General features: G+C 67.3%; 25 protein-coding genes. 15 read left to right on the forward strand and 10 right to left on the reverse strand.

Annotated features, from left to right (window positions below; all coding sequences use genetic code 11):
* Positions 1-199 (reverse strand): rubredoxin (locus tag ACIQ2E_RS00400; protein WP_398324555.1); only part of this gene is annotated, 199 nt, incomplete at its 3' end.
* A 113-nt stretch (positions 200-312) separates the two neighbouring features.
* On the opposite strand from ACIQ2E_RS00400, the gene ACIQ2E_RS00405 reads away from it, so the two are divergent.
* The 3 genes from ACIQ2E_RS00405 to ACIQ2E_RS00415 are packed head-to-tail and all read left to right on the forward strand — an operon-like array spanning position 313 to position 2,004.
* On the forward strand, positions 313-675 hold the full coding sequence (locus ACIQ2E_RS00405; protein ID WP_010312212.1) for an NAD(P)H-quinone oxidoreductase subunit 3: 363 nt from the start codon (positions 313-315) through the stop codon (positions 673-675).
* A 33-nt stretch (positions 676-708) separates the two neighbouring features.
* Positions 709-1,446 (forward strand): NADH-quinone oxidoreductase subunit NuoB, encoded by a 738-nt coding sequence (nuoB, locus tag ACIQ2E_RS00410; protein ID WP_398324654.1) that lies wholly within the window; start codon positions 709-711, stop codon positions 1,444-1,446.
* 3 nt (positions 1,447-1,449) lie between these two features.
* On the forward strand, positions 1,450-2,004 hold the full coding sequence (locus ACIQ2E_RS00415) for an NAD(P)H-quinone oxidoreductase subunit J (RefSeq protein ID WP_398324558.1): 555 nt from the start codon (positions 1,450-1,452) through the stop codon (positions 2,002-2,004).
* On the opposite strand, the gene yvcK is transcribed toward ACIQ2E_RS00415, so the two are convergent.
* Positions 1,998-3,395, reverse strand: a complete 1,398-nt coding sequence (yvcK, locus tag ACIQ2E_RS00420; protein ID WP_398324561.1) for a uridine diphosphate-N-acetylglucosamine-binding protein YvcK — start codon at positions 3,393-3,395, stop codon at positions 1,998-2,000. The genes ACIQ2E_RS00415 and yvcK overlap by 7 nt on opposite strands.
* An 83-nt stretch (positions 3,396-3,478) precedes the next feature.
* Here yvcK and ACIQ2E_RS00425 point away from each other — a divergent pair, with 83 nt between their 5' ends.
* Together ACIQ2E_RS00425 and ACIQ2E_RS00430 are read left to right on the forward strand one after the other, a co-directional pair.
* Positions 3,479-4,258, forward strand: coding sequence for an ABC transporter ATP-binding protein (locus tag ACIQ2E_RS00425; protein ID WP_398324564.1), 780 nt, complete (start codon positions 3,479-3,481; stop codon positions 4,256-4,258).
* Between the two features lie 5 nt (positions 4,259-4,263).
* The gene (locus ACIQ2E_RS00430; protein ID WP_398324567.1) at positions 4,264-5,187 is read left to right on the forward strand and encodes an MlaD family protein; all 924 of its coding nucleotides are present in this window, start codon (positions 4,264-4,266) and stop codon (positions 5,185-5,187) included.
* Here the strand turns inward: ACIQ2E_RS00430 and bchD are convergent.
* The gene (gene bchD, locus ACIQ2E_RS00435; RefSeq protein ID WP_398324570.1) at positions 5,174-7,300 is read right to left on the reverse strand and encodes a magnesium chelatase ATPase subunit D; all 2,127 of its coding nucleotides are present in this window, start codon (positions 7,298-7,300) and stop codon (positions 5,174-5,176) included. The genes ACIQ2E_RS00430 and bchD overlap by 14 nt on opposite strands.
* Positions 7,301-7,403: 103 nt before the next feature.
* Here bchD and folK point away from each other — a divergent pair, with 103 nt between their 5' ends.
* From folK to ACIQ2E_RS00450, 3 genes are all read left to right on the forward strand, one after another.
* Positions 7,404-7,985 carry a 2-amino-4-hydroxy-6-hydroxymethyldihydropteridine diphosphokinase gene (folK, locus tag ACIQ2E_RS00440; protein WP_398324573.1) on the forward strand — a complete coding sequence of 194 codons (582 nt, stop codon included), beginning with the start codon at positions 7,404-7,406 and terminating at the stop codon, positions 7,983-7,985.
* 166 nt (positions 7,986-8,151) lie between these two features.
* Positions 8,152-8,712 carry an NUDIX domain-containing protein gene (locus tag ACIQ2E_RS00445; RefSeq protein WP_398324576.1) on the forward strand — a complete coding sequence of 187 codons (561 nt, stop codon included), beginning with the start codon at positions 8,152-8,154 and terminating at the stop codon, positions 8,710-8,712.
* A complete protein-coding gene (locus tag ACIQ2E_RS00450) occupies positions 8,712-10,244 on the forward strand; it encodes an FAD-binding domain-containing protein (RefSeq protein ID WP_398324579.1) in 1,533 nt (510 codons plus the stop codon). Before ACIQ2E_RS00445 ends, ACIQ2E_RS00450 begins: the two co-directional genes overlap by 1 nt.
* Here the strand turns inward: ACIQ2E_RS00450 and ACIQ2E_RS00455 are convergent, their stop codons facing one another.
* Positions 10,245-11,465 carry a DegT/DnrJ/EryC1/StrS family aminotransferase gene (locus ACIQ2E_RS00455; protein ID WP_398324582.1) on the reverse strand — a complete coding sequence of 407 codons (1,221 nt, stop codon included), beginning with the start codon at positions 11,463-11,465 and terminating at the stop codon, positions 10,245-10,247.
* 38 nt (positions 11,466-11,503) lie between these two features.
* The gene (locus ACIQ2E_RS00460; RefSeq protein ID WP_398324585.1) at positions 11,504-12,094 is read right to left on the reverse strand and encodes a thioredoxin family protein; all 591 of its coding nucleotides are present in this window, start codon (positions 12,092-12,094) and stop codon (positions 11,504-11,506) included.
* Between ACIQ2E_RS00460 and ACIQ2E_RS00465 the strand changes: the two genes are divergently transcribed.
* Positions 12,093-12,689, forward strand: coding sequence for a hypothetical protein (locus ACIQ2E_RS00465; RefSeq protein WP_398324588.1), 597 nt, complete (start codon positions 12,093-12,095; stop codon positions 12,687-12,689). The genes ACIQ2E_RS00460 and ACIQ2E_RS00465 overlap by 2 nt on opposite strands.
* Before the next feature lie 12 nt (positions 12,690-12,701).
* Here the strand turns inward: ACIQ2E_RS00465 and ACIQ2E_RS00470 are convergent, their stop codons facing one another.
* Together ACIQ2E_RS00470 and ACIQ2E_RS00475 are read right to left on the reverse strand one after the other, a co-directional pair.
* Positions 12,702-13,175 (reverse strand): hypothetical protein, encoded by a 474-nt coding sequence (locus tag ACIQ2E_RS00470; RefSeq protein ID WP_398324591.1) that lies wholly within the window; start codon positions 13,173-13,175, stop codon positions 12,702-12,704.
* A 14-nt stretch (positions 13,176-13,189) separates the two neighbouring features.
* Entirely contained in the window at positions 13,190-14,146 is a 957-nt protein-coding gene (locus tag ACIQ2E_RS00475) for an FAD-binding domain-containing protein (protein ID WP_398324594.1), read from the reverse strand.
* A 100-nt stretch (positions 14,147-14,246) separates the two neighbouring features.
* On the opposite strand from ACIQ2E_RS00475, the gene fabI reads away from it, so the two are divergent.
* The gene (gene fabI / locus ACIQ2E_RS00480; RefSeq protein WP_398324597.1) at positions 14,247-15,029 is read left to right on the forward strand and encodes an enoyl-ACP reductase FabI; all 783 of its coding nucleotides are present in this window, start codon (positions 14,247-14,249) and stop codon (positions 15,027-15,029) included.
* Positions 15,030-15,039: 10 nt separating this feature from the next.
* On the opposite strand, the gene ACIQ2E_RS00485 is transcribed toward fabI, so the two are convergent.
* Entirely contained in the window at positions 15,040-15,204 is a 165-nt protein-coding gene (locus ACIQ2E_RS00485; RefSeq protein WP_296444008.1) for a Nif11-like leader peptide family natural product precursor, read from the reverse strand.
* 102 nt (positions 15,205-15,306) lie between these two features.
* On the opposite strand from ACIQ2E_RS00485, the gene hisB reads away from it, so the two are divergent.
* From hisB to ACIQ2E_RS00505, 4 genes are all read left to right on the forward strand, one after another.
* A complete protein-coding gene (hisB, locus tag ACIQ2E_RS00490) occupies positions 15,307-15,909 on the forward strand; it encodes an imidazoleglycerol-phosphate dehydratase HisB (RefSeq protein ID WP_398324600.1) in 603 nt (200 codons plus the stop codon).
* 86 nt (positions 15,910-15,995) lie between these two features.
* Positions 15,996-17,444, forward strand: a complete 1,449-nt coding sequence (locus ACIQ2E_RS00495) for a carotenoid oxygenase family protein (RefSeq protein ID WP_398324603.1) — start codon at positions 15,996-15,998, stop codon at positions 17,442-17,444.
* Positions 17,445-17,475: 31 nt separating this feature from the next.
* Positions 17,476-17,772, forward strand: a complete 297-nt coding sequence (locus tag ACIQ2E_RS00500; RefSeq protein WP_398324606.1) for a YciI family protein — start codon at positions 17,476-17,478, stop codon at positions 17,770-17,772.
* 110 nt (positions 17,773-17,882) lie between these two features.
* A complete protein-coding gene (locus ACIQ2E_RS00505; protein WP_398324609.1) occupies positions 17,883-18,593 on the forward strand; it encodes an SIMPL domain-containing protein in 711 nt (236 codons plus the stop codon).
* Here ACIQ2E_RS00505 and rdgB read toward each other — a convergent pair.
* Positions 18,578-19,198 (reverse strand): RdgB/HAM1 family non-canonical purine NTP pyrophosphatase, encoded by a 621-nt coding sequence (gene rdgB, locus ACIQ2E_RS00510; protein WP_398324612.1) that lies wholly within the window; start codon positions 19,196-19,198, stop codon positions 18,578-18,580. The genes ACIQ2E_RS00505 and rdgB overlap by 16 nt on opposite strands.
* Positions 19,198-20,667, reverse strand: a complete 1,470-nt coding sequence (locus tag ACIQ2E_RS00515; protein WP_398324615.1) for a phosphoglucomutase/phosphomannomutase family protein — start codon at positions 20,665-20,667, stop codon at positions 19,198-19,200. The genes rdgB and ACIQ2E_RS00515 overlap by 1 nt, the downstream gene beginning before the upstream one ends.
* A gap of 103 nt (positions 20,668-20,770) precedes the next feature.
* Here ACIQ2E_RS00515 and ACIQ2E_RS00520 point away from each other — a divergent pair, with 103 nt between their 5' ends.
* Complete coding sequence (locus tag ACIQ2E_RS00520; RefSeq protein WP_398324617.1) at positions 20,771-22,249, forward strand: TM0106 family RecB-like putative nuclease; 1,479 nt, start codon at positions 20,771-20,773, stop codon at positions 22,247-22,249.
* Positions 22,250-22,251 lie beyond the last annotated feature (2 nt).

The raw sequence follows: 22,251 nt of genomic DNA on the forward strand, positions 1-22,251 counted from the left end.
CGAGAGCGCTGAAGGGTGTACCCGGTTCGATCGCCAGTTTTTTGATGCCTTCAGCCGGGTCGAACACGAAGCCGCAGCTGCGGCATTCGAAACGGTGCGTGTCCGGATCGTCGATCGCGGCTTCCGGTGCGGCCACGGAATCTGCGTCCTGCGGCACGTCGCTGGCGGGGGCCTGCTCCTGAACTGGGTCCTCGCTCACGGCATCGCGGTGATTGGTGGGAGCAACTCTAGGAAGTGGCTTCGGTTCGGCGATCTGACCCAGGCACGAGCCATGGATGCCAAACTGGCCCGACGGTTGGGCAGATAGCGCCCGTGTTCGTTCTCTCCGGCTACGACGCCTTTCTGGGCTTCCTGCTGATCGCAGCAGCGGTGCCCGTGTTGGCGCTCGTGACCAACAAGATCGTGTCGCCCAAGTCGCGCACGGGTGAACGGGATCTCACCTACGAGTCGGGCATGGAGCCCATCGGCGGTGCCTGGATTCAGTTCAACATCCGCTACTACATGTTTGCGCTGGTCTTCGTGATCTTCGACGTGGAGACCGTGTTCCTGTATCCGTGGGCCGTGGCCTTCCACCGCCTCGGTTTGCTGGCCTTCATTGAGGCCTTGGTGTTCATCGCCATCCTGGTGGTGGCCCTGGCCTACGCCTGGCGCAAGGGCGCCCTTGAGTGGAGCTGATCTGAGATGACCCCCTCCTCTGCAACCTCCGCCATGGCCGAGGCCCTCTCCATCGCTGCCCTGCGCGATCAGCGCGATGCCAGCTGCAACCCTGTGGGCGCTCCGGCGGTCACCTCGGATCTCTCCGAGAACGTGATCCTCACCACCCTCGACGATCTGCACAACTGGGCCCGCCTCAGCAGCCTCTGGCCGCTGCTGTACGGCACCGCCTGCTGCTTCATCGAGTTTGCGGCGCTGATCGGCTCCCGTTTCGACTTCGACCGTTTTGGTCTGGTGCCCCGCTCCAGCCCGCGCCAGGCCGACCTGCTGATCGTGGCCGGCACGGTGACCATGAAAATGGCGCCCGCGCTGGTTCGCCTCTACGAGCAGATGCCGGAGCCCAAATACGTGATCGCCATGGGCGCCTGCACGATCACTGGTGGCATGTTCTCGGCCGACTCCACCACTGCGGTGCGCGGTGTCGACAAGCTGATCCCCGTGGATCTGTATCTGCCAGGCTGCCCGCCACGCCCCGAGGCGATCTTTGACGCGGTGATCAAGCTGCGTAAGAAGGTGGGCAATGAAGCCCTTTCCGAGCGCGGCAATCTGCTGCCCACGCACCGCTACTGCACGGTTGCCCACCAGATGAAGGCTGTGGAGCCGATCGTGGATGGCCGCTACCTCCGCGCGGAAACCCAGAAGGCGGCTCTGGCTGCTGCTGAAGGTTTACCCGTGGCTGCAGCCGAGGCTGTGCCCGTGGCCGCCGCCAATCCCGCCATCAACCCTGCCTGAGCCATGCCCGAGGACACCGCTCAACCTGCGATCACGGCACCGGAGCCCGGCCCTGTGAGCCGCTGGCTCAGCAGCCAGGGTTTCGAACACGAACTGCTCGAGCCGGATCACCTTGGCGTCGAAGTGCTGGGTGTGGAGGCGCCCTTCCTGCCCTTGATCGCCACCGCTCTCAAGGCTTCTGGATTCGACTACCTCCAGTGCCAGGGCGGCTACGACGAAGGCCCTGGCGGCCGTCTGGTGAGCTTCTATCACCTGGTGAAGCTTGGCTCGCTGGCCGATCAATGCAGCACTGGTCAGCCGCTCCCCACTGATCTCAAGCCCGAGGAAGTGCGGCTGAAGGTGTTCCTTCCCCGCGGCGGCGCTCTGTCGATCCCAAGCCTCTACGGCCTGTTCCGCGGCGCGGATTGGCAGGAGCGTGAAACCTTCGACATGTTCGGCATCAGCTTCGAGGGACATCCGCACCCCAAGCGCCTGCTGATGCCGGAAGACTGGCAGGGCTTCCCGCTGCGTAAGGACTACGTGCAGCCCGATTTCTACGAGATGCAGGACGCTTACTGAGCGCTCTGTTTCTGGCGTTTGAAAAAGCGCATCACCGCCACTCCCACACTGCGCGGGTCATGGCGGAGTGTGGAGGAAGGCCGAGCTCCCTGCATCGGCGCCAGCATCACGTCGTAGCCCTGGCTGCGCAGCCGCCGCACATTGCAGCCCACCGGTTCGGCTCCGCGCTGGCGGTAGTGATGCACCAGGGGTGAGTCTCCAAGGTCTTCCTGAGCAAGCACCGCATTGAACAGCCGCTCCTGAATGCCCAAGCTGGCCAGTTGGGCTTCGATCGCCCGCAGATGGCCTTCCACATCCAGCCCATCGGTTTCACCGGGCTGGGTCATCAGGTTGCAGATGTAGAGGCGTGGTGCCTTGCTGCGGCTGATGGCGCTCACCAATTCGGGCACCAGCAGATTGGGCAACAACGAGGTGTAGAGGCTGCCTGGACCGAGCACGATCAGATCAGCGTTGGCAATCGCCTCGAGGGCGCGCGGTAGGGCCGGGGGGCGTTCCGGGGTGCAGCCCAGGCGCACGATCGGACTTGAGGCGTGGCCGATCTGCGACTCGCCTTCGATGCGGCGACCATCTTCCAGTTCAGCCCAGAGGCGCACATCGGCATTGGTGGCTGGCACCACCGTGCCCTGCACAGCGAGGACGCGGCTGCTGGCGGTGATCGCCGATTCCAGGCTGCCGGTGATCGCGGTGAGGGCCGAGAGGAAGAGGTTGCCGAAACTGTGGCCCTCCAGGCCGGTGCCGGCGCGAAACCGGTATTGGAACAGGCGGGTGAGCAGCGGTTCCTCGGTGGCCAGTGCCGCCAGGCAGTTGCGGATGTCGCCGGGGGGCAGCACCCCAAGCTCGCGGCGCAGGACTCCTGAGCTTCCGCCGTCGTCGGCCACGGTGACGATGGCGGTGAGGTTGCTGCTGTAGCGCTTCAGGCCGCTGAGCAGGGTGGAGAGGCCGGTGCCGCCGCCGATGGCCACGATCGAGGGGCCGCGGTTCAGCCGCCGCTTGGCGGCCAGGGCATCCACCAACAGGGTGTCTTTTTCAGGGGCGAGCGCCTTTTGAATCGTGCCGAAACTGCGGCTCTGGCCTAGCCAGATCAGGCCACCGCCCACCAGCAGGACCAAGGGGCCGGTGATCTCCCGCGGCAACACCTTGGTGACGTTCTGCAGCGACCAGCGGATCGACTGCAGCAGCCAATAGATCGGTTGCAGATCAGCCCAGACGGCCGCACCGAGCAGTGCCAGCAGTAGGCCAATGCCTGAGGTGAGCATCCAGCGCTTCACCACCAGCCCTGGCTGCAGCCAGCGGGCTGCCCGCCGCGAGCGGCTCACCAGATCCTGTTGGCGCAGGTCGCCGCGGCCCACCCAGCTGGGTCTGGGATGGCTGCGCTGGCTGCTGCGTGGCATTCGAGCGCGCATCACCCCAGGAGAGTTCTGGAACTGTACGGAGAAACCGCCAAGATGGCCCGGTTGCCCTGCGTGAGCGTCCGGTGCCTGCACCCGTGGTGGAACTTCGCGACGTGAGCGTGCGCTGGGGCAGCAAGAGTGTGCTCAGTGATGTGGATCTGCAGCTGCAGCCGGGTGAGCGCCTGGCGGTGGTGGGTCCATCCGGTGCAGGCAAATCCACGATCCTGCGCCTGTTGGCTGGCCTGCTTCTGCCCAGCAGCGGTGAGCTGAGCATCCACGGCATCCCCCAGACCTACCTCCGCTTGGATCAGCGCCATCCGCCGGATGTGCGGCTGGTGTTTCAGAACCCGGCTTTGCTGGCCTCGCTCACCGTGCGCGAAAACGTGGGCTTTTTGCTGGATCGTTTCAGCCGATTGAGCGAGCCGGAGATTCGCGAGCGGGTGGGTACGGCCCTTGATGCGGTGGGCCTGGCCGGCACCGAAGACCTCTACCCCGGTGAATTGAGCGGGGGGATGCAGAAGCGGGTGAGCTTTGCCCGGGCGGTGATCGATGATCCCAGCCAACCCGATGGCACGGTGCCGCTGTTGCTGTTCGATGAACCCACGGCCGGTTTGGATCCGGTGGCCTGCACCCGGATCGAGGACCTGATCGTGCAGACCACCAACCTGGCCCGCGGCACCTCGGTGGTGGTGAGCCATGTGATGAGCACGATCCTGCGGTCGGCGGATCGGGTGGTGCTCCTCTACGACGGCTTATTCCGCTGGGAGGGATCTGTGGCCGACTTTCAGACCACCACCAATCCCTATGTGTTGCAGTTCCGCACCGCTAGTCTCAGCGGACCGATGCAGCCGGCGGAGCTCTGAGATCCATGCGCCGCAGTGTGCGAGAAGCCATGGTGGGCTTCACCCTGATTGCGGCTTTTGCCGGAACGGGTTTGTTCTGGTTGTGGTTGCGAGGGGTGTCGCTGGCGAGCCGCACCTGGCGTTTTCAGGTGAATTTCGCCGATGCCTCCGGTCTGGCTGAGCGCTCGGCCGTCACCTACCGGGGTGTACTGGTGGGCAACGTGAACAAGCTCACCACCACCTCTGCCGCCGTGGTGGCGGAACTGGAAATCGACGATCCATCGCTGCAGCTGCCTTTGCCGCTGGTGGCGCAGGTGCAGGAAGCTTCCCTTCTGGGGGGCGATGCGGTGGTGGCGTTGATTGCCCCCAGCCGTCAGCTACCAGCGGGCACGCCAGGCCCCACGGCGGCCAACTGCAACCGCAGCCTCGTGGTGTGTGACGGTGTCACCCTGAACGGCGTGAATGCGGCGAGCATCTCCAGCCTCACCGTGACCATGCAGAAACTGCTGGACCAGGTGGATCGCGAGAACCTGGTGCCGGAACTGGTGAAGACCACCCGCAGTTTCGACATGACGGCGAAGGAAGCCACCAAGTTCATGGCGGACGGTCAGCAGCTGATCAAGGATCTGGAGGCGGCGGTGAGGAGCGCCCAGCCCACGATCGACAACCTCAACGCCGCCACCGCCAACGTGCGCAACATCACCCGTGCGCTGGATAACCCGAAAACGGTGTCTGAGCTCAAGGGCACGGTGACCAACGCCGAGCAGCTCACTGCCCGCTGGAACGAGGTGGGCGGCGATGTGGAAAAACTCACCGCCGACAAGCGCTTCATGGATGGCCTGCGCAGTGTGGGGATCGGCCTGGGCAAGTTCTTCGATGAGCTCTACCCGGCCCAGACCGGCTCCAGCAAAGAGAAGCCGGCCCAGCCCGCCACCGCTAAACCCCGCTGATCGCCTCCATCGCAATCGCCGCGATGGCTTGATCGCTGGCTTTCGGTAGCTGTACGTATTTGCCACCGGCGGCATCGGCGAGGTCTTTGCCCATGCCGCTACCGATGAACTTGCGCTCGGTATCGATCACCAGCAGCTTGATTCCAAGGGCGCGGTAGCGGCTCGCCACCTGCTTCACCTCCTCCTTGAGGTCGACGGGTTCCTCGCCCTCCAGCTCCGGTTGGCCGAGGGAGCGGCCGAGGGGTACGTTGCCGCGACCATCGGTGATCGCCACCACCACCACCTGGCCAAGATCGCCGGTGGCCAGGGCGTTAGCGCCCACCCGCGCAGCCTGGGAGAGGCCATGGGCCAGTGGTGAACCACCGCCGCAGGGCATCGATTCGAGGCGCCGGCGAGCGGCGGTGATCGAGCGGGTGGGCGGCAGCAGCACCTCAGCCTGTTCGCCGCGGAAGGGGATCAGGGCCACCTCATCGCGGTTTTCGTAGGCCTCGGTGAGCAGGCGGATCACGGCGCCCTTCGCGCTCTGCATCCGATTCAGCGCCATCGAGCCGCTGGCATCCACCAGAAAGATCACCAGGGCACCGGCCTTGCGCTGCAGCTGTTTGGCCCGCAGATCGCCGTCTTCCACCACCACCTTGCGGTGGGGTTCGCGTTCGCGGCGGGTTTTCTGATACGGCGCGGCGGCCCGCAGGGTGGCGTCCACGGCGATGCGCTTCACCGGCCCGCGGGGGAGCATCGGCTTCACGTAGCGGCCGCGCGAGTCGCTGAACACCACAGCGCGGCTGCCGCTGCCGCCGCTCTTGGCCTTGCCGGCGTTGAACAGCAGCAGGTCGGGATCAATGGCTGTGGCCTCTGGATCCAAAAGGAATTCCTCCGGGATTGAAGGTGGCGCCTGATCCTCGGGGGTGTCGTCTTCGTCTTCGTCGTTGTTGTCGTCTTCGGGCTCGTCGGGCTCCTGCTCGTTGTCAGGCTGCTCGGGTTCCTCAGGCGGCTGCTCGCCCTGTGGTGGCGGCGGCGGCGGTTCCATCGGCTGATCGGGATCCGGCGGCGGCAGCTGCAGGGCGCGGGGGGCGATCACCAGGCGCACCGCCACTTGGAGATCTTCGGCTTCCACGCGGTCGCGGCCGCTCAAGGCCGCGTGGGCGCGGGCGACGCGTACGGCATACAGCTCGCTGCGATGGCCTTCCACGCCGCCGCGTAGGGCTTCGTTCACCAGATAGGCGATCTGTTCGCGGCTGATTTGCACATCTGGCAGCCACTGGCGCGCCAGCAGCAGCTGGGTGGCCAGGGCGTCGGTGTCTTCCTGGAAGCGGGCCGCGAAGGCTTGCGTGGATTCGGCATGGCCGATGGCGCTGCGTGCGATCTCCACCCGTTGATCCAGCTCCAGCACCTGGTTGGCCGAAAGGGCGATCGCGAAGCGATCCAGGAGGTGATCGCGCACAGCTCCCTCTTCGGGGTTGTAGGTGGCGATCAGCAGACAGCGGCAGGGATGGCTGAGGCTCAGCCCTTCCCGCTCGATCCGATTCTCGCCACTGCTCACCGCCGCCAGCAGCAGGTTGGTGATGTTGTCGTCGAGCAGGTTGAGCTCGTCCACATAGAGCACACCTCGATGCGCTTCCGCCAGCAGGCCCGGCTGAAACACGGCCTGGCCACTGGCCAGAGAGGCGGTCACATCCACCGAGCCCACCAGTCGGTCTTCGGTGATCCCCAGGGGTACCTGCACGAACGGCGCCGGGATCACCTTCGTGGGCAGCAGCGCGGCGGCATCGTTGCCACTGGGATCGGCGCCGAGTTCTGTGAGGCGGCGGCGGGTGGGTTCGTCCCAGTCGTCGGCACGCTGCGGGTCGATGTTGAGCCCTGCGGGTGCCGGCTGGCCGGCGGGTGCCGTGCCCAGATCCAAGACATCGATCGGCGGGAGCAGGGCGTGCAACCCGCGGGCCAACACCGATTTGCCTGTGCCGCGCCCACCGGCGATCACCACCCCGCCCAGACCCGGATCCACCGCGGCCAGGAGCAGGGCCAGCTTCAGGGTGCCGTGGCCCGTGATCGCCGCCAGCGGGAAGGCTCGCTGAGCGGCGGCGTTGGCAGCGTCAGGACGGGCGCTTGCAAGCATGGGCGGGCGCAATGCACCAACAGGTGGCGACAAGTCTCTCTGATCAGGTTGGTGCAAGGGGCTGGAGGCGCCGCCTCGGCGTTTGGCTGGGGCGGGATCAGTGGTGACGCCGCCTTGCTCTGCGGAGCACTCGACCCTGGCCATTGGCCTGGGGGCGAATCTGCCCTCGGCCGCTGGCGCACCGCTCGACACCCTGGTGGCCGTGCGGCCCCAGCTGCATCAGCTGCTCTTGGGCTGGGCGGGTGTGGCTTGCCACCTCTGCTGGTCGCCCCTGTTTCACACTGCGCCGGTGGGTGGCCCGCCGGATCAGCCCGACTATCTCAACGCGGCACTACTTGTGGTGGCACCACGGCCACCCAGTGCTGCTAAGGCCCTCGAGCTATTGGTGGGCTTGCACCGGCTGGAGCAGGCTTTTGGCCGCGAGCGCCTGGAGCGCTGGGGCCCGCGCACTCTCGATCTCGATCTGCTCTGGTGGGGGGATCTGCGCTGCGACCGGCCTGAGCTGCACTTGCCCCATCCCCGCTGGCATGAGCGTGGTTTTGTGTTGGCGCCCCTGCTGGCGATCGAGCGGGGTTGGGGTGGTGCGATATCGCTTCCAGCAGGGTTTGCACCGTTGGTTGAGCTGCTGGCGGCCTGTGCTGAACCACCCCCTCAACGGATGGTGAGCTCCTCCATGGCGTGGTGATCCCGGGGTCGTCACTGAGCGGCCTGGGGGGTGTGGTGGTTGGGCCGCGTTCTCCGGGGCTCCGGGGCTCCGGGGCCGGATATCCACGGATATCCCGAGGTGGACAGCGCCACGGGCAAGGCCTGCCCCTGCGAAGCTGGCCCTACTGACCCTTGCCCCGCACCCCATGGCGCCCCTGCCAGCTCCCGAGCCTGCGCGCCATCTGGAAACCACCGCCAGCCTTGATGCCCGCAAGCTCCGCTTCGAGATCAACCGAGTGCAGCTGCCGATGGGGGTGGAGGGCAGCTTCGGGCTGATCAAGCACCCCGGCGCCTCCCTGGCGGTGCCGGTGCTCGCCGATGGTCGGGTGGTGGTGCTGCGCCAGTACCGCTTTGCCGTGGCCACGCGCCTGCTGGAGTTCCCCGCAGGCACGCTCGATCCGGGTGAAACGCCGCTGTCCACAATGCAGCGCGAGCTTCAAGAGGAGGCGGGCTACAGCGCGACCCGTTGGGATGCGCTTGGAGCGATGTTGCCCTGCCCGGGCTACTCCGATGAGGTGATTCACCTCTTTTTGGCCCGCGATCTCACAAAACTCAGCGAACGCCCCGCCGGTGACGACGATGAAGATCTCGAGGTGGTGTTGATGACACCGGCCGAGCTGGATGCCGCCATCGCCAGCGGCAACGAGTACCTCGATGGCAAAAGCATCACCGCTTGGTTCCGGGCCAAGCAGCTGCTGGGGTTCTGATGGCGGCAGAACGCTGGATCTTCTGGCATCGGCGTGATCTGCGTCTCGCCGACAACCTGGGCCTGGCAAGGGCTGTAGCAGCCACCCCGGCGGTAACGGGGGTGTTTGTGCTCGATCCCGCCATCCTCGGCGCAGCCGATATGGCGCCGGCTCGGGTGTGGTTCCTGCTCGAAAGCCTGCGGGAGTTGCAGCTGCGCTGGCGTGAGGCGGGCAGCCGCCTGCTCCTGCTCCAGGGGGATCCTGAGCAAGTGCTGCCGCAGCTGGCGGAAGCCCTGGCCGCGCCGGTGGTGGCCTGGAACCGGGATGTGGAGCCCTACGGGCGATCCCGCGACCGGCGTGTTGCGGCGGCGTTGCAGGCGGCGGGGCGCAAGGTGCTGGTGGATTGGGATCAGGTGTTGGTGGCACCGGAGGCCCTCAAAACCGGCGGCGGCGATCCCTACCGGGTGTACGGCCCGTTCTTGCGGAACTGGCGCGGCCAGGTGGAGCGCAAAACCGCAGGCGGCTCCGCCCTCAGCGGCGGCCTGGACCCGGTGGTGGCACCGGCGGGCCTGGTGGATTTCGAGCCGGCCGAGTTGCCTGAGCCTCGCGCGAGCGTGTGGGCAACGCTGCCGCTGCAAGCCAACCTGCCCGGCCTTGAGGCGTTGGGCCAGGCGTTTGAGGGGGCTGACCTCTGCCCCTGCCGGCCTGGGGAGGCCGCGGCGTTGGTGCAGCTGCAGCGGTTCTGTGATGGCGAACCCGGCGCTGGGCGCGGCATTGCGCTGCTTGGCTACGAACCGGGGCGCAACATGCCAGGCGAGGCCGGCACCTCTGGCCTGAGTGCGGCGCTCAAATTTGGCACTCTCAGCCCGCGCCAGGCCTGGGCGGCGGCCCAGCAGGCGCGCCAGGTGGTGGTGGCCCTCGGCGGGGCTGAGGAGGCGCTCACCTCAATCGGGGTGTGGGAGCAGGAGCTGGCCTGGCGCGAGTTTTATCAACAGGCGCTGTTCCATTTCCCCGAGTTGGCGGAGGGCCCCTACCGGCCCCAGTGGAAGCTTTTCCCGTGGGACAACTACCAAGGCCACTACGAGGCCTGGTGTGAGGGGCTCACCGGCATGCCGATCATCGATGCGGCGATGCGTCAGCTCAATGAGAGCGGTTGGATGCACAACCGCTGCCGCATGATCGTGGCTTCCTATCTGGTCAAGGATCTGATCTGCGATTGGCGCTGGGGTGAGACCGCCTTCATGCAGCGTCTTGTGGATGGTGATCTGGCGGCGAATAACGGCGGCTGGCAGTGGAGCGCCAGCAGCGGCATGGATCCCAAGCCCCTTCGCATCTTCAACCCCGCCACCCAGGCCAGCAAGTTCGATCCCACGGGCGCCTACATCCGCCACTGGCTGCCGGAGCTCCGCCATGTGAATACCAAGGATCTGCTCAGCGGAGAGATCGCCCCGATGGAGCGGCGTGGCTATCCGGCCCAGTTGGTGAGCCACAAGAGCCAGCAAGCCCGCTTCAAGGCCCTGTATGCCGCCTTACCCAAGCCGGGCAGCGGTTGATCAGGCGGCTACGACTGCGGCGGTGTTTTGGCTGGTCGTGGCACCGCAGAGGCTCTGCAGCACTTGGATCACCTGCTGCTGTTGCACGCTGCTGAGCTCCGGGAAGATCGGCAGGCTGAGCACTTCGGCGCAGAGCCTCTCGGTGACCGGCAGTGATCCCGGCGCGTAGCCCAGATCGGCGTAGGCGGGCTGGCGGTGGATGGGGATCGGGTAGTAGATGATCGTGGTCACACCGGCTTCCTGGAGCTGCTGCTTGAGCCAGTCTCGGCAGCAGGCTTCCGGTAGGCCGAAGCTGGCGCTGTCGGACGACGGGGTGCAGCCCTGGTTGCAGGCGGGTGTGGGGCTGCAGGCGGGCACGCGCACCACGAACTGATTCCAGCTGTGGCCTTCAGGGCCGGCCTCGGGCAACTGAATCGTGTTGGCAGCGTCGAGTTGGCTGCGGTAGCGGGCGGCGATGCTGCGGCGCAGCTCGATCCAGCGCTCCAGGTGCGGCAGCTTCACGTTGAGCACCGCGGCCTGGATGGCATCGAGGCGGCTGTTGTAGCCGAGCTCGGTGTGGAGGTAGCGGCGCGGCATGCCGTGCACCGCCAGCTCGCGCATGCGCTGGGCCAGGGCGTCGTCGCGGCAGGTGACGGCGCCGCCGTCGCCGGCGCCGCCGAGGTTTTTGGTGGGGAAGAAGCTGAAGCAGCCCACATCGCCCCAGCTGCCCACGGGCCGGCCGGCCCAGCTGGCGCCGCTGGCCTGGGCACAGTCTTCAACGACCTTGAGGCCATGGCGTTCGGCGATGGCGCACACCTGCTGCATATCCACCGGGCGGCCGAACAGGTGCACCGGCAGCAGCACCTTGGTGGCTGGCGTGATCGCCGCCTCCAGCTGCTCGAGGTTGATCAGATAGGAGCTCTCCTCCACATCCACGAACACCGGCGTCGCGCCCACGGCGCTGATCGCTTCGGCGGTGGCGAAGAAGCTGAAGGAGCAGGTGATCACCTCATCGCCCGGCCCCACGCCCAGGCCGCGCAGAGCGAGGATCAACGCATCGGTACCGCTGTTGCAGCCCACCGCATGCGGAGTGCCCACCGCTTTGGCAAAGGCTTGTTCAAAGGCGGCGATCACGCCACCACCGATGTATTGGCCGCTGCGCAACACCTGCAGAACGGCGGCATCGAGCTGCTCGCCCAGCGCATCGAGCTGCTCGGTGAGGCTGAAAGGGGGCACCTGCATAAAGGCAACCTTAAGGCCCGTGTTCGGTTCTCCGCTCCTCAGACCCCATCTGGATGCCACTTGATGTTGCAACCAATCGAGGCTTGCTGTTCGGCGTTGATGGGCTGGCCGCTCAGGAGGGCCTCTATCGCTGCGCGCAGATCACGGCCGTCGAGCGGTTCGTCGTTGCCGGGGCGGCTGCCATCGAGCTGGCCCCGGTACACGAGCTGGTGAGCCGCATTGAACAGATAGAGATCTGGTGTACAAGCCGCACGGAAGCGCTGCGCCACGGCTTGGCTGGCGTCAAGCAGATAGGGAAAGCGCCAGGTGTTGCGCGCGGCCTGCTCCCGCAATCCTTCAGGTCCATCCTGCGGATGGGTGATCGTGCTGTTGCTGGAGATGGCCACGATCTGAGTCCGATCGCCATACTCCGCCTCCAGCCGGCTCAGCTCCGGTTCGATGTGCTTCACGAACGGGCAGTGGGCGCAGAGGAACAGCACCAGCACCGGTTGCGCGGTGAGGCTTTTGCTGCTCCAGGCCTCGCCGTGATCGCCAGTTCCAACGGCACCGTTGGGGCCCCACACCTGCGCGAGCTCGAAGGCAGGCAGGGGTGTGCCGAGCGGCAGCATCGTGGAAGCGGTGAGCACCATGGCAGCGGCTCCGGCTCAGGTGGGGCAGGATGCGCCGATTGTGTCTCAGCTGATCTTGCTTCGATCTGCGCTGTGTTCCTCTCGCTGCTGGAGCGGCCTGCTGCTCGCCGCAGCCCTGGTGGGGTGTGTGCCGGCGCACCGCAGCGCCAGCTGGAGCCTCTATCCCCTGCAGCGCAATCAACCCCATGACGGCCTGGCGGTGGTGAGCCAGCCCGACGGCTACGGCCTGCACATTTGGCTGGAAACCGACACCAGCCAGCAGGGCGTGTGCAAGCCCCGCTGGCTGGTGGATCCGGCCCGGTTGTTCAACGGCAATGGCAGCGCTCCCTTCAGCTCCGGCTTGGCCACCCGCGCCGAATTTTTTGAGGCTGTGGCTCGCAAGGATGTGCAGCGGGCGCTGAAGCGCGAGCTGGAGGCGCTGTGTAAGGCGCGGGCGCCGCGGGCGCAGTGGCAGTGGAGCGAGCCACCGCGCAAGGTCGCTGATGTGAAGGTGCAGACCTTCCCCCTGGTGGAAGAGCAGGATCTGCTGCCCTCCCCCTATGAGGTGCGCCAGCGGGAAGAGGAGCTGATGCATGGGGCTCCACCGGCTTCCTGAGCTGCGGCGGCCCTACTGCTGCGGGCTGGCCGCGGCCCAGACCTCCCGTTCGGCGCGGCGCCAGTAGCGGCTGAAGCGCCCCAGATCCACCCGTCCATCCAGCTGCACGAACGGCTCAGGCTCCAGCACCTCCACCGGCAGCTCCTGCTCGAGGACCTGGCAGATCGCCTCCACCCGCGGGTCGGTGCCGGCGCTGGTGATGATCCCGTCGGCGCCATGGGCGCGGGCGAAGGCGAGCACCTCAGCTGTCACATCCCCGTGGCGCAGGCTCACGGGTAGCTCCAGCAGGCATTCGTAGAGGAAGCCGATGCGCTTCAGGCTCACCGCCTGGCGCGTGGCGCCGGCGGGATCGCCGGTGGTGGGGCTGCGGCCTGCCAGCAGCTCGGCATCGAACACGAACACCGCTGGCCGGTCGGGATAGGCCTGCAGGGTCGGATTGGCGGGGCCGAGCGCCTCGCCGTGGATCCAGAGGATGGGGCGTTGCATCGGGTGGGCTCTGCTCAGTGGCGGCGGGTGGGACGACTCAGGGCCGCAGCGGCGGCGGGAGATCCCTGGCGGCGGGGATCGCGGCGCTCGCGGCTGCGGTCGTTGCCCGCGCGAAGGCTGGGCATGGGCGCGAACAGCTCCGCCTCCAACTGCTCGTAGCTGGCATCGAACGGGCAGCCTTGCTCGCTCAGCGGGCAGCTTCGGCAGAACGTGCCGCCGCTGTAGCGCTCAAGGTTGCCCCGATTGAAGAAGTAGGGCTTGTGGCTGAAGCTGCTGGCCACCCATTGCCAGCTGAGGTTGTTGCTGGCCGGATCGCCATCGAGCAGGTGGCGTAGGAACCACTGGGCGCCGGCCTGCCAGCGCACTCGGCGCCAGTGCACCAGGTAGGCCGCTAGCCACATGCGGGCGTGGTTGTGCAGCCAGCCCGTCTCGTGGAGCTCCGTGATGAAGCCATCCATGCAGGCCAGGCCAGTACGACCCTCGGCGACGTCGGCCGGGAGTTCGGGGCTGTAGGCCCCGGGGTGATGGCCGGTTTTGAACTCCTCTTGATCGCGCCAGATGCCATCGCCCAGCTGCTGCCAGAGGCGCTGCCAGTAGTCGCGCCAGCCCAACTCATTGATCAGCTTTTCGCCGGCCTGCCTTCCGCCGCCACCCGGGGCCTGCAGGCGGGTGAACACGGCATCGCGCACCTCCGCCAGGCTCAGCGCCCCATGGCGGATGTAGGGCGACAGGCGGGTGACAGGCCCATCGAGGAAGTTGCGCCCCTTGGAGTAGCGCGCCGGCTGGATGCGGCTGAGCAGCGCCTCGGCCTGGCGGCGGCCGCCTCGGATCGGGCTGAGGTTGCCTTCAGCGGCTGGAAACAAGTGGCGCAGCTCCGCCTCCAGGGCTTGGCGGCTCTCGAAGCGGCGCGGCAAGTCGCCCGGCTGATCAGCCCAGGCGAGTGCAACGCCGGCAAAGGAATCAGGGGCCACAGGGTGGAGCAATCCGAGTGCCGATCCTGCCGGTTGGGGCCGGTGGCCGTGGCTGGGGGAGAATCCCCGGATCGCAAGCGCCCCGGCGTCGTTTCTCCCCATGCTCCTCGATCTGCGCGGCAAGAAGGCCCTGGTGACGGGCATCGCCAACAACAAGTCGATCGCCTGGGGCATCGCCCAGCAGTTGCACGCCGCCGGCGCCGAGCTGGGCGTGACCTATCTCCCCGATGAGAAGGGTCGCTTTGAAGGCAAGGTGCGCGACCTCACCGCACCGCTGGCCCCCACCCTGTTTGAGCCGCTCAATGTGCAGGATCCGGCTCAGATCGAGGCGGTGTTTGCCCGGGTGAAGGAGCAGTGGGGCTCGATCGATGTGCTCGTGCATTGCCTCGCCTACGCCGGCAAAGACGAACTCGTGGGCGACTACTCCAATATTTCCCCCGAGGGTTTTGCCCGCGCTCTTGAAGTGAGCGCCTATTCCCTGGCACCGCTGTGCCGCCACGCCAAGCCGCTCTTCAATGAGGGCGCCAGCGTGATCACCCTCAGCTATCTGGGCGCTGAGCGGGCTATCCCTAACTACAACGTGATGGGTGTGGCCAAGGCAGCCCTGGAGGCGTCCGTGCGCTACCTGGCGGCCGAGCTGGGCGCTGACAAGCAAGTGCGCGTTAACGCCATCAGCGCCGGCCCGATCCGCACCCTGGCCAGCTCGGCCATCGGCGGCATCCTCGACATGATCCACAACGTGGAAGAGAAGGCCCCGCTGCACCGCACCGTGACCCAGGAGGAAGTGGGCGGCACCGCTGCGTTCCTGGCCAGCCCCCTGGCTTCCGGCATCACCGGCCAGGTGATCTACGTGGATGCCGGCTACTGCATCACCGGTATGTGAGCAAGGGTGCTCAACCCCGCTGGTGGCGCGACAGGCTGGCGGCCGAGAACAGGAAGCCCTCCTCGCGGGCAATGGCCACCACAGCGCTCACATCGGCAGCAGCATCGATGCGCTGCTGGATGGCGGGGTTGGTTTCGGCCTTGGCCAGAAAAGCCATAAGTTGAGCTTTTGACATCGATCTGGCCGATAAGTTCCCTTGAACCCTAGGTCGCCTTGGCGTATTGCGCCCGGGCATGATCGAAATCTCCGATCCAGTGCTCCTCCTCCGGTGATCGACATGCGTAGCGGCGAGATCCACCGCGTCACCGGTGAAACCGATGTGCGCGTGCAGCTGAACCTCGATGGCACCGGTCGCTGCCAGGCGAGCACCGGCGTGCCGTTTCTGGATCACATGCTCCATCAGATCAGCAGCCACGGGCTGATCGACCTGGAGGTGAACGCGGTGGGCGACACCCATATCGACGATCACCACACCAATGAAGACGTGGGCATCGCTATCGGTCAGGCCCTGGCCCAGGCGTTGGGCGATCGCCGCGGTATCCATCGCTTTGGCCACTTTGTGGCGCCGCTGGATGAGGCGCTGGTGCAGGTGGCGCTGGATTGCAGCGGCCGGCCGCACCTGAGCTTCGGCCTGCAGATCCCGGCCCAGAAGATCGGCACCTACGACACCGAGCTGGTGAAGGAGTTCTTCGTGGCGGTGGTGAACAACTCCGGCCTCACCCTGCACATCCGCCAGCTGGACGGGGTGAATTCGCACCACATCGTGGAGGCTTGCTTCAAGGCCTTCGCCCGGGCGCTGCGCCTGGCCACCGAGATCGATCCGCGCCGGGCCGGTGCGGTGCCGAGCAGCAAGGGAGTGCTGGAGCGGGCCGGCGCCTGAGCCCCCCGGGGGAGTCGCCCGCCGCCGTAACACTCCGTTACGCGATGATCGGGGTCCGCGCCCACGTTGCGAAACGCCCTCCCCCGATGACCGTTGCTCCCGCTGCTGCCCCGGCCTACGACCGCGCTGATTGGGCCAGCGCGTTTCGCAACGTGGGCGTGGAGCTGGATGGGGTGGAGCTCACCGCGGCCCGTGGTGCTATCCCGCTCGAGCTGGTGGGCACGCTGTATCGCAACGGCCCTGGCCGCTTGGAGCGTGGCGGCCAGTGGGTGCATCATCCCTTTGATGGCGACGGCATGATCACCGCCCTGCGCTTTGCCGGGGGCAAGGCGCAGCTGCGCAATCGCTTCGTGCGCACCGAGGGCTGGCAGGCCGAGGAGCTGGCCGACAAGTTTCTGTATCGCGGCGTGTTCGGTACGCAGAAGCCCGGCGGCGCCGTGGCCAACGCCTTCGATCTGCGCCTCAAGAACATTGCCAACACCCATGTGGTGCGTCTGGGTGATCAGCTGCTGGCGCTGTGGGAGGCGGCCGAACCCCATGCCCTCGATCCAGACAGCCTCGAGACCCGCGGCCTGAGCTTGCTGGATGGTGTGCTCAAGAGGGGCGAGGCCTTCAGCGCACACCCCCGCTTCGATCCCGGCCATCACGGTGCCCCACGCATGGTCACCTTTGGGGTCAAGGCGGGCCCGCGCAGCACGATCCGGCTGATGGAGTTCGCCAGCGACGGTGAGCTCCTGGCCGATAGCCGCCACAGCTTCAAGGGCTTCGCCTTCCTGCACGACTTCGCCATCACCCCCAACTGGGCGGTGTTCCTCCAGAACGCCGTGGCGTTCAACCCCACCGGCTTCGTGCTGGGTCAAAAGGGCGCGGCGCAGTGTTTGTCGTCGAAGCCCGGCGAGCAGGGACAGTTCTGGCTGATTCCCCGCAGCGGCGAAGGCAAGCCCCTACAGATCGCGGCGCCGGAGGGTTTTGTGTTCCACCACCTCAATGCCTTTGAGCAGGGCGATGAGCTGGTGGTGGATTCGATCTATTACGACGACTTCCCCTCCATCGGGCCTGACGTGGACTTCCGCCAGGTGGATTTCGAGACGATCCCAGCTGGCCAATTGGTGCGCTGCCGCATCAATCTGGAAACGGGTGCGGTGAGCAAGGAGCTGCTCGAGGCGCGCACCTGCGAGTTCGCGATGGTGAACCCTCAGCGCCAGGGCCTGGAAGCCCGCACCAGCTGGATGGCAGTCGCCGAGCGGGAGCGCGGCAACGATCCTCTGCAGGCGATCAAGAAGCTCGACCTCAGCACCGGTGAGGGCCGGGTGTGGAGTGCCGCGCCGCGAGGCTTCGTGAGCGAGCCGCTGATGGTGCCCCGGCCGGGCGCCAGTGCCGAAGACGACGGCTGGGTGTTGTGTTTGGTGTGGAACGGTGCCCGCTGTGCCAGCGATCTGGTGATCCTCGATGCGGCGTCGCTGGCGGAGGTGGCGGTGCTGGAGCTGCCGCTGGCGGTGCCCCATGGCCTGCACGGCAGCTGGGCGCCGGCCTGAACAGCATGGGGGCTGCCCCCGCTCGCTCGCGGTGCCTTGGTTTGTGAAGCAGGAGACCTTCCTGCGCCCCTACAGCGCCATGAAGCTTCACCTTGCTGCCCATCGGCTCTGGGTGGAAGAGCTGCGACAGGAGGGTGTGGTGATCAGCAGCGGCTACTTGGTGGATGGCGGGGGTCAGCCTGGGGGCGGCGGGTTGTTGCTGGTGGAAGCTCCGAGTTATGCCGAGGCGGAGGCGCTCGTGCAGCAGGACCCGATGGTGCTCAGCGGTGGGGTGGACTGGCGGCTGCAGCAGTGGCGGCCTGCCGTTGGGGATCTCGGCGTGCGCTGAAGTGCGGTGATCTAAAGCGGCTCGGTTGCATCTGGTTGCACACCGGTTGCGGTTGGGTTGCATGTGCATATGGCAGCGCCGTTAGACCCAGGGGAGTGATTCAGGCCGCCATGCCCACCCTGCGTTCCGCTGCCGTTGCGCTCAGTCTGTTGCCGTTAGGGATGGGACCAGCTCTGGCGCTGGTGGCCCCCGGTGCATCACGGGCGCAAGCGTTGCCCTGCAATGGCACGTTGCTGCAACTGCAAGTGCAGCAACAGGGCACCGCCAGCGTTGACCGCTTCCGTTTCAATCTCGGCCTAGAGGCGGAGGCCCCCACCAAGGCCGCGGCCCTCGATCAGCTCAATGTCCGCTTGGCTGCCGTGCGCAAGGCTGTGTCGCCCCTGGCCCTCGGCAAGCTCACGATCCCTGCCCCCTCCACTTACCGCAGCGGTGGCGGTGGCGCCGGGCCGGTGCGCGAGCAGGCGAGCACGTCGGTGTCCGGTGAGGTGAGCAAGGCCAACTACAACGCCCTGATCCAGGTGGCGGGGCGCCTGCCGGGGCTGACGCTGCGCGGGTTCACGGCGGAGGCGGCGAGTGGCAGCGCAGCCCAGCTGCAAACGCGTCTGCTGCGTGAGGCCCTGGCGGAGGGGCAACGCCAGGCCCAGAGCACGGCTGATGCCCTCGGCCTGCGGCGAGTGCAGCTGTTGCGCATCGATCAGCGCGGTGGTGGCCCGATCCGGCCCATGCCGTACGCGATGGCGGCCCGCAACGGTTTCAATCCGGATGAGGCGCGGGAGCCGGAAAGCTCCGTGAGCTTGGCTCTTGATTACTGCTTGACCTGATTGACCTGATTGAGGAGGTCTCGCAGCCGTGGTTTCAGCGCCGCAAACGCCCGTCCCCGGTGGCCCAGGTTGGCCTTCTGGCTGTGGGGCATCTCGGCAAAGGTGAGGCCCACTTCCGGTACACAAAACACCGGGTCGTAGCCGAAACCGCCTTCACCGCGCGGGACCTCCAGGATCTGGCCGGGGCAGAGTCCTTCCACTTCCAGCACCAGCTCGCCGGCGGGGTTGGCTAGAGCCAGGGCGGCGGTGAAGTAGGCGCTGCGGCTTGCCGGGGTGTGGGCGCCTGCTGCGTTCAGTTCACGCAGCAGGCGTTCGATCCGGGCGCTGTCGGTGTCGGCATAGCGGGCGGAGTGCACCCCGGGGGCGCCGCCGAGGGCGTCAACGCTCAGGCCGGAATCGTCGGCGAGGGCCCAGCAGCCGGTGGCGCGGGCCACGGCTTCCGCCTTGATCCGGGCATTCTCGGCAAACGTCCTGCCGGTTTCTTCCACGTCCAGGCCCTCGGGCTGGGGTTGGGTGTTCAGACCAAGCTCCGCAAGCAGGGCGCCAAATTCGCGCACCTTGCCGGCGTTGCCGCTGGCGATCACCAGGGTGATGGGCTGGCTCATCAGATGCCCTCCGCCAGCTGGCGCGCCCAGGTGAGCACCTCGGCCACGCGGGCCTCGCCGGGGGCCTCGCAGTAGAGACGCAGCAGCGGTTCGGTGCCGGAGAAGCGCAGCATCAGCCAGTGGCTGGGCCCCAGGCGTAGCTTGACGCCATCGGTGGTGATCACCTCCTGCACTGCTGCGCCGGCCACCTCATCGGGCGGGGTAGTCGCCAGAAACTGCTCCAGGCGCTGGCGGGTCGCCATGTCGCGCAGCCGCAGATCAAGGCGGTCGTAGGCGGCCGCGCCGCCGCAGCGCTCCTGCAGTTCACTCACGCGCTCGCCCAGAGGCTTGCCGCCCTCCACCAAGGCCTCAATCAACAACAGGGCCGCGTAGAGCGCATCACGCTCAGGCAGGTGTGCGCCGAAACCCACGCCGCCGGATTCTTCGCCGCCTACCAGCACCTCGCTGGCCAGCATCTCGGCGGCGATGTACTTGAAGCCCACCGCTTTCTCCAGCACCGGGCGGCCCAGGTTCTCGGCCACCAGTTGCATCAGATCGGAGCCGCTCACGGTTTTCACCACCGAGCCGCGCAGCCCTTTGGCGCGGGCCAGGTGGTCGATGAAGAGGGGCATCAACAGCTGGGTGCTGCAGAAGCGGCCGTGCTCATCCACTGCCGCAATGCGGTCGCCGTCGCCATCGAACACGATGCCAACCGCCGGGCGGCCAGCCAGGGTGGAGGCGCGCACCTCCGCGATCAGCTCCTGGAGATAGGGCGCGAGGGGCTCGGGGGGATTGCCGCCGAACAGGGGATCGCGGTTGGAGCGGATTTCCCGCAGGTGATCGCTGGCGGCGGCCCCCTCCAGCAGGCGGCTGAGGCCACCGGCGGCGGAGCCGTGCATGGGATCCACGATCACCTGCAGGCCCAGCCGCTGCAGCCCATCGCTCAGGGCAGCGGTGTTCACCTTGGCCTTCAGGCCGGCCAGGTAGGTGCCCATGGCATCGAAGCGCAGGGTTTCACCAGGGATCGGCACCGTGATGCCGCCAGCCTCCAGCCTGGTCTCCACCCGCTTGGTGAACTCGCCCTCCACCGATCCGCCGAAGGGGCCTTTGATCTTGAGGCCCAGCCATTCCGGCGGGTTATGGCTCGCCGTGATCACCAGCGCTCCGAGCGCTTGGCGTTCCACCACCGCCCAGCTGGCGGCGGGGGTGGGAATTGGTGCTTCGGCCAGCACGGGCACCAGATCAGCGCCGCGCACGGCACTGCAGATCGCTTCAGCCAGCTCCGGTGCCAGGAAGCGGCGGTCGTAGCCGATCACGATCTCGCGGCTGCTCAGCCCTTTCGGTGCCGAAAACTCCAGCTCCCGCGCTGCGGCTGCCGCTACGGGCAGCAAGCGCTCCACGGTGATGTCCACCCCGAGGATGCCGCGCCAGCCATCGGTGCCGAAGGCGATCGGGCTGGCCTCCAGGGGCAGGGGCGCGGACGCAGCCATCGGGGCAGAGGTACAGGGCGATACCGGTGGTGCTAGCAGCCGGCCTGCCCCCCTGCGGGCGCGCGGGTGCCGGCAGGCCAGACGGCCACTTAGCGTGAAGCCTGTGCCCACTGAGATCCCGCTCAACGACCGGCTGTTGCGCAGCTGGCTGCGCTGCAAGCGCCGCGCCTGGCTGGATCAGTTCGGCAACCCGGATCAACGGCTGTGGACGGCCCATCGCGAGCTGCAGCTGGATGAGCAGCGCCGCAGCTTCTCCACCCTGTTTGCACAGAAGCCCCAGCACGGCGAAGCGGCCGCCTCCGCTGGAGCGCCAGCTGTGGTGGGTTTGCGGCTGCGAGGCCAGGTGGGCGGGCTGGCAGTGGAAGCGCACCCCCCTTTGCTGCAGCGGGTTCAAGGCAGCAGCCGCTGGGGAGCCCATGCCTACCGGCCGGTGATGTTCCGCCAGGGGCGCCGCACCACCCGAGAGCACCGCGTGGTGTTGGCGCTCTGGGCCCGGCTGCTGGAGGGAGAGCAACAGGCGTCAGTGGCCAACGGCTTGGTGCTCAGCGGTGCGGGCCGAGGCCTGGAGAAGGAAACCCTGAACCTCACCGCCAGCCTGCCCCGCCAGCTGGATGAGGCGCTGGAGCGTCTGGCGGGGGATCTGGCCCGCTCCTCCCCGCCGCCACTGGTGGCTGACCGCAAGAAATGTGTGCTCTGCAGCTGGCGCGGCGCCTGTGATCAGGTGGCAGCCGCCGAGGGGCATCTCAGCGAGGTGAGCGGTATCGGCGCCAAACGGCGCGACATGTTGCTGGGGCTGGGGGTGCATCGGCTCGAACAGCTGGCGACAGCTGAGCCTGAGCAACTGGCCGAGGCCTTGCTGGTGCACGGCGAGCAGCACGCGGAGGTGGCTGGGCAACTGGTGACCCAGGCGCGGGTGCAACGCGATGGCGTGCCGCTGCGGCGTGATCCCAGCGCAGCCTTGCCGGAGCTGGCCGCGGCACCGGGGGTGCTGATCTACGACATCGAATCCGACCCCGACGCCCGCGACGATTTCCTGCACGGTTTTGTGCGATTGCCGCGGGATGGAGAGGGGCGCTGGCCCACCGCCGCGATGGCGGCAGAGGCGCCGTATCACCCACTGCTGGCTCTGCAGGAACACGGGGAGGCACGGCTCTGGCAGCGGTTGCAGCGTCTGCTGGCTGCCTATCCCGACTGGCCGGTGCTCCACTACGGCGAAACCGAGCTGCTGGCCTTGGTGCGGCTGGCCCAGCGCCAGGGCGCCAAGGAGCGGCAGATCGCCAAACTGCGCAGCCGGATGCTGGATGTGCACCTGCGGCTGCGGCGCCATTGGTGGATGCCCACCAACAGCTATGGCCTCAAGGCCACGGCCAGCTGGCTGGGCTTTCGCTGGCGGCAGCAGGGGGTGGATGGGGCGCGGGCCTTGCTGTGGTGGCGGCGTTGGCGGTTGGGCGGGGATGGGCCCAGGGGCCGCGGCTCACACCAGAACCTGCGCCGGATCTTCCACTACAACCACGACGACGCTCTGGCCACCTGGGCTGTGGCCCACTGGCTGCTGGAGCAGGACGACGCGCCGCCGCCCTGAGC

The sequence above is a fragment of the Vulcanococcus sp. genome, assembly GCF_044369115.1.
Taxonomy (GTDB): domain Bacteria; phylum Cyanobacteriota; class Cyanobacteriia; order PCC-6307; family Cyanobiaceae; genus Vulcanococcus.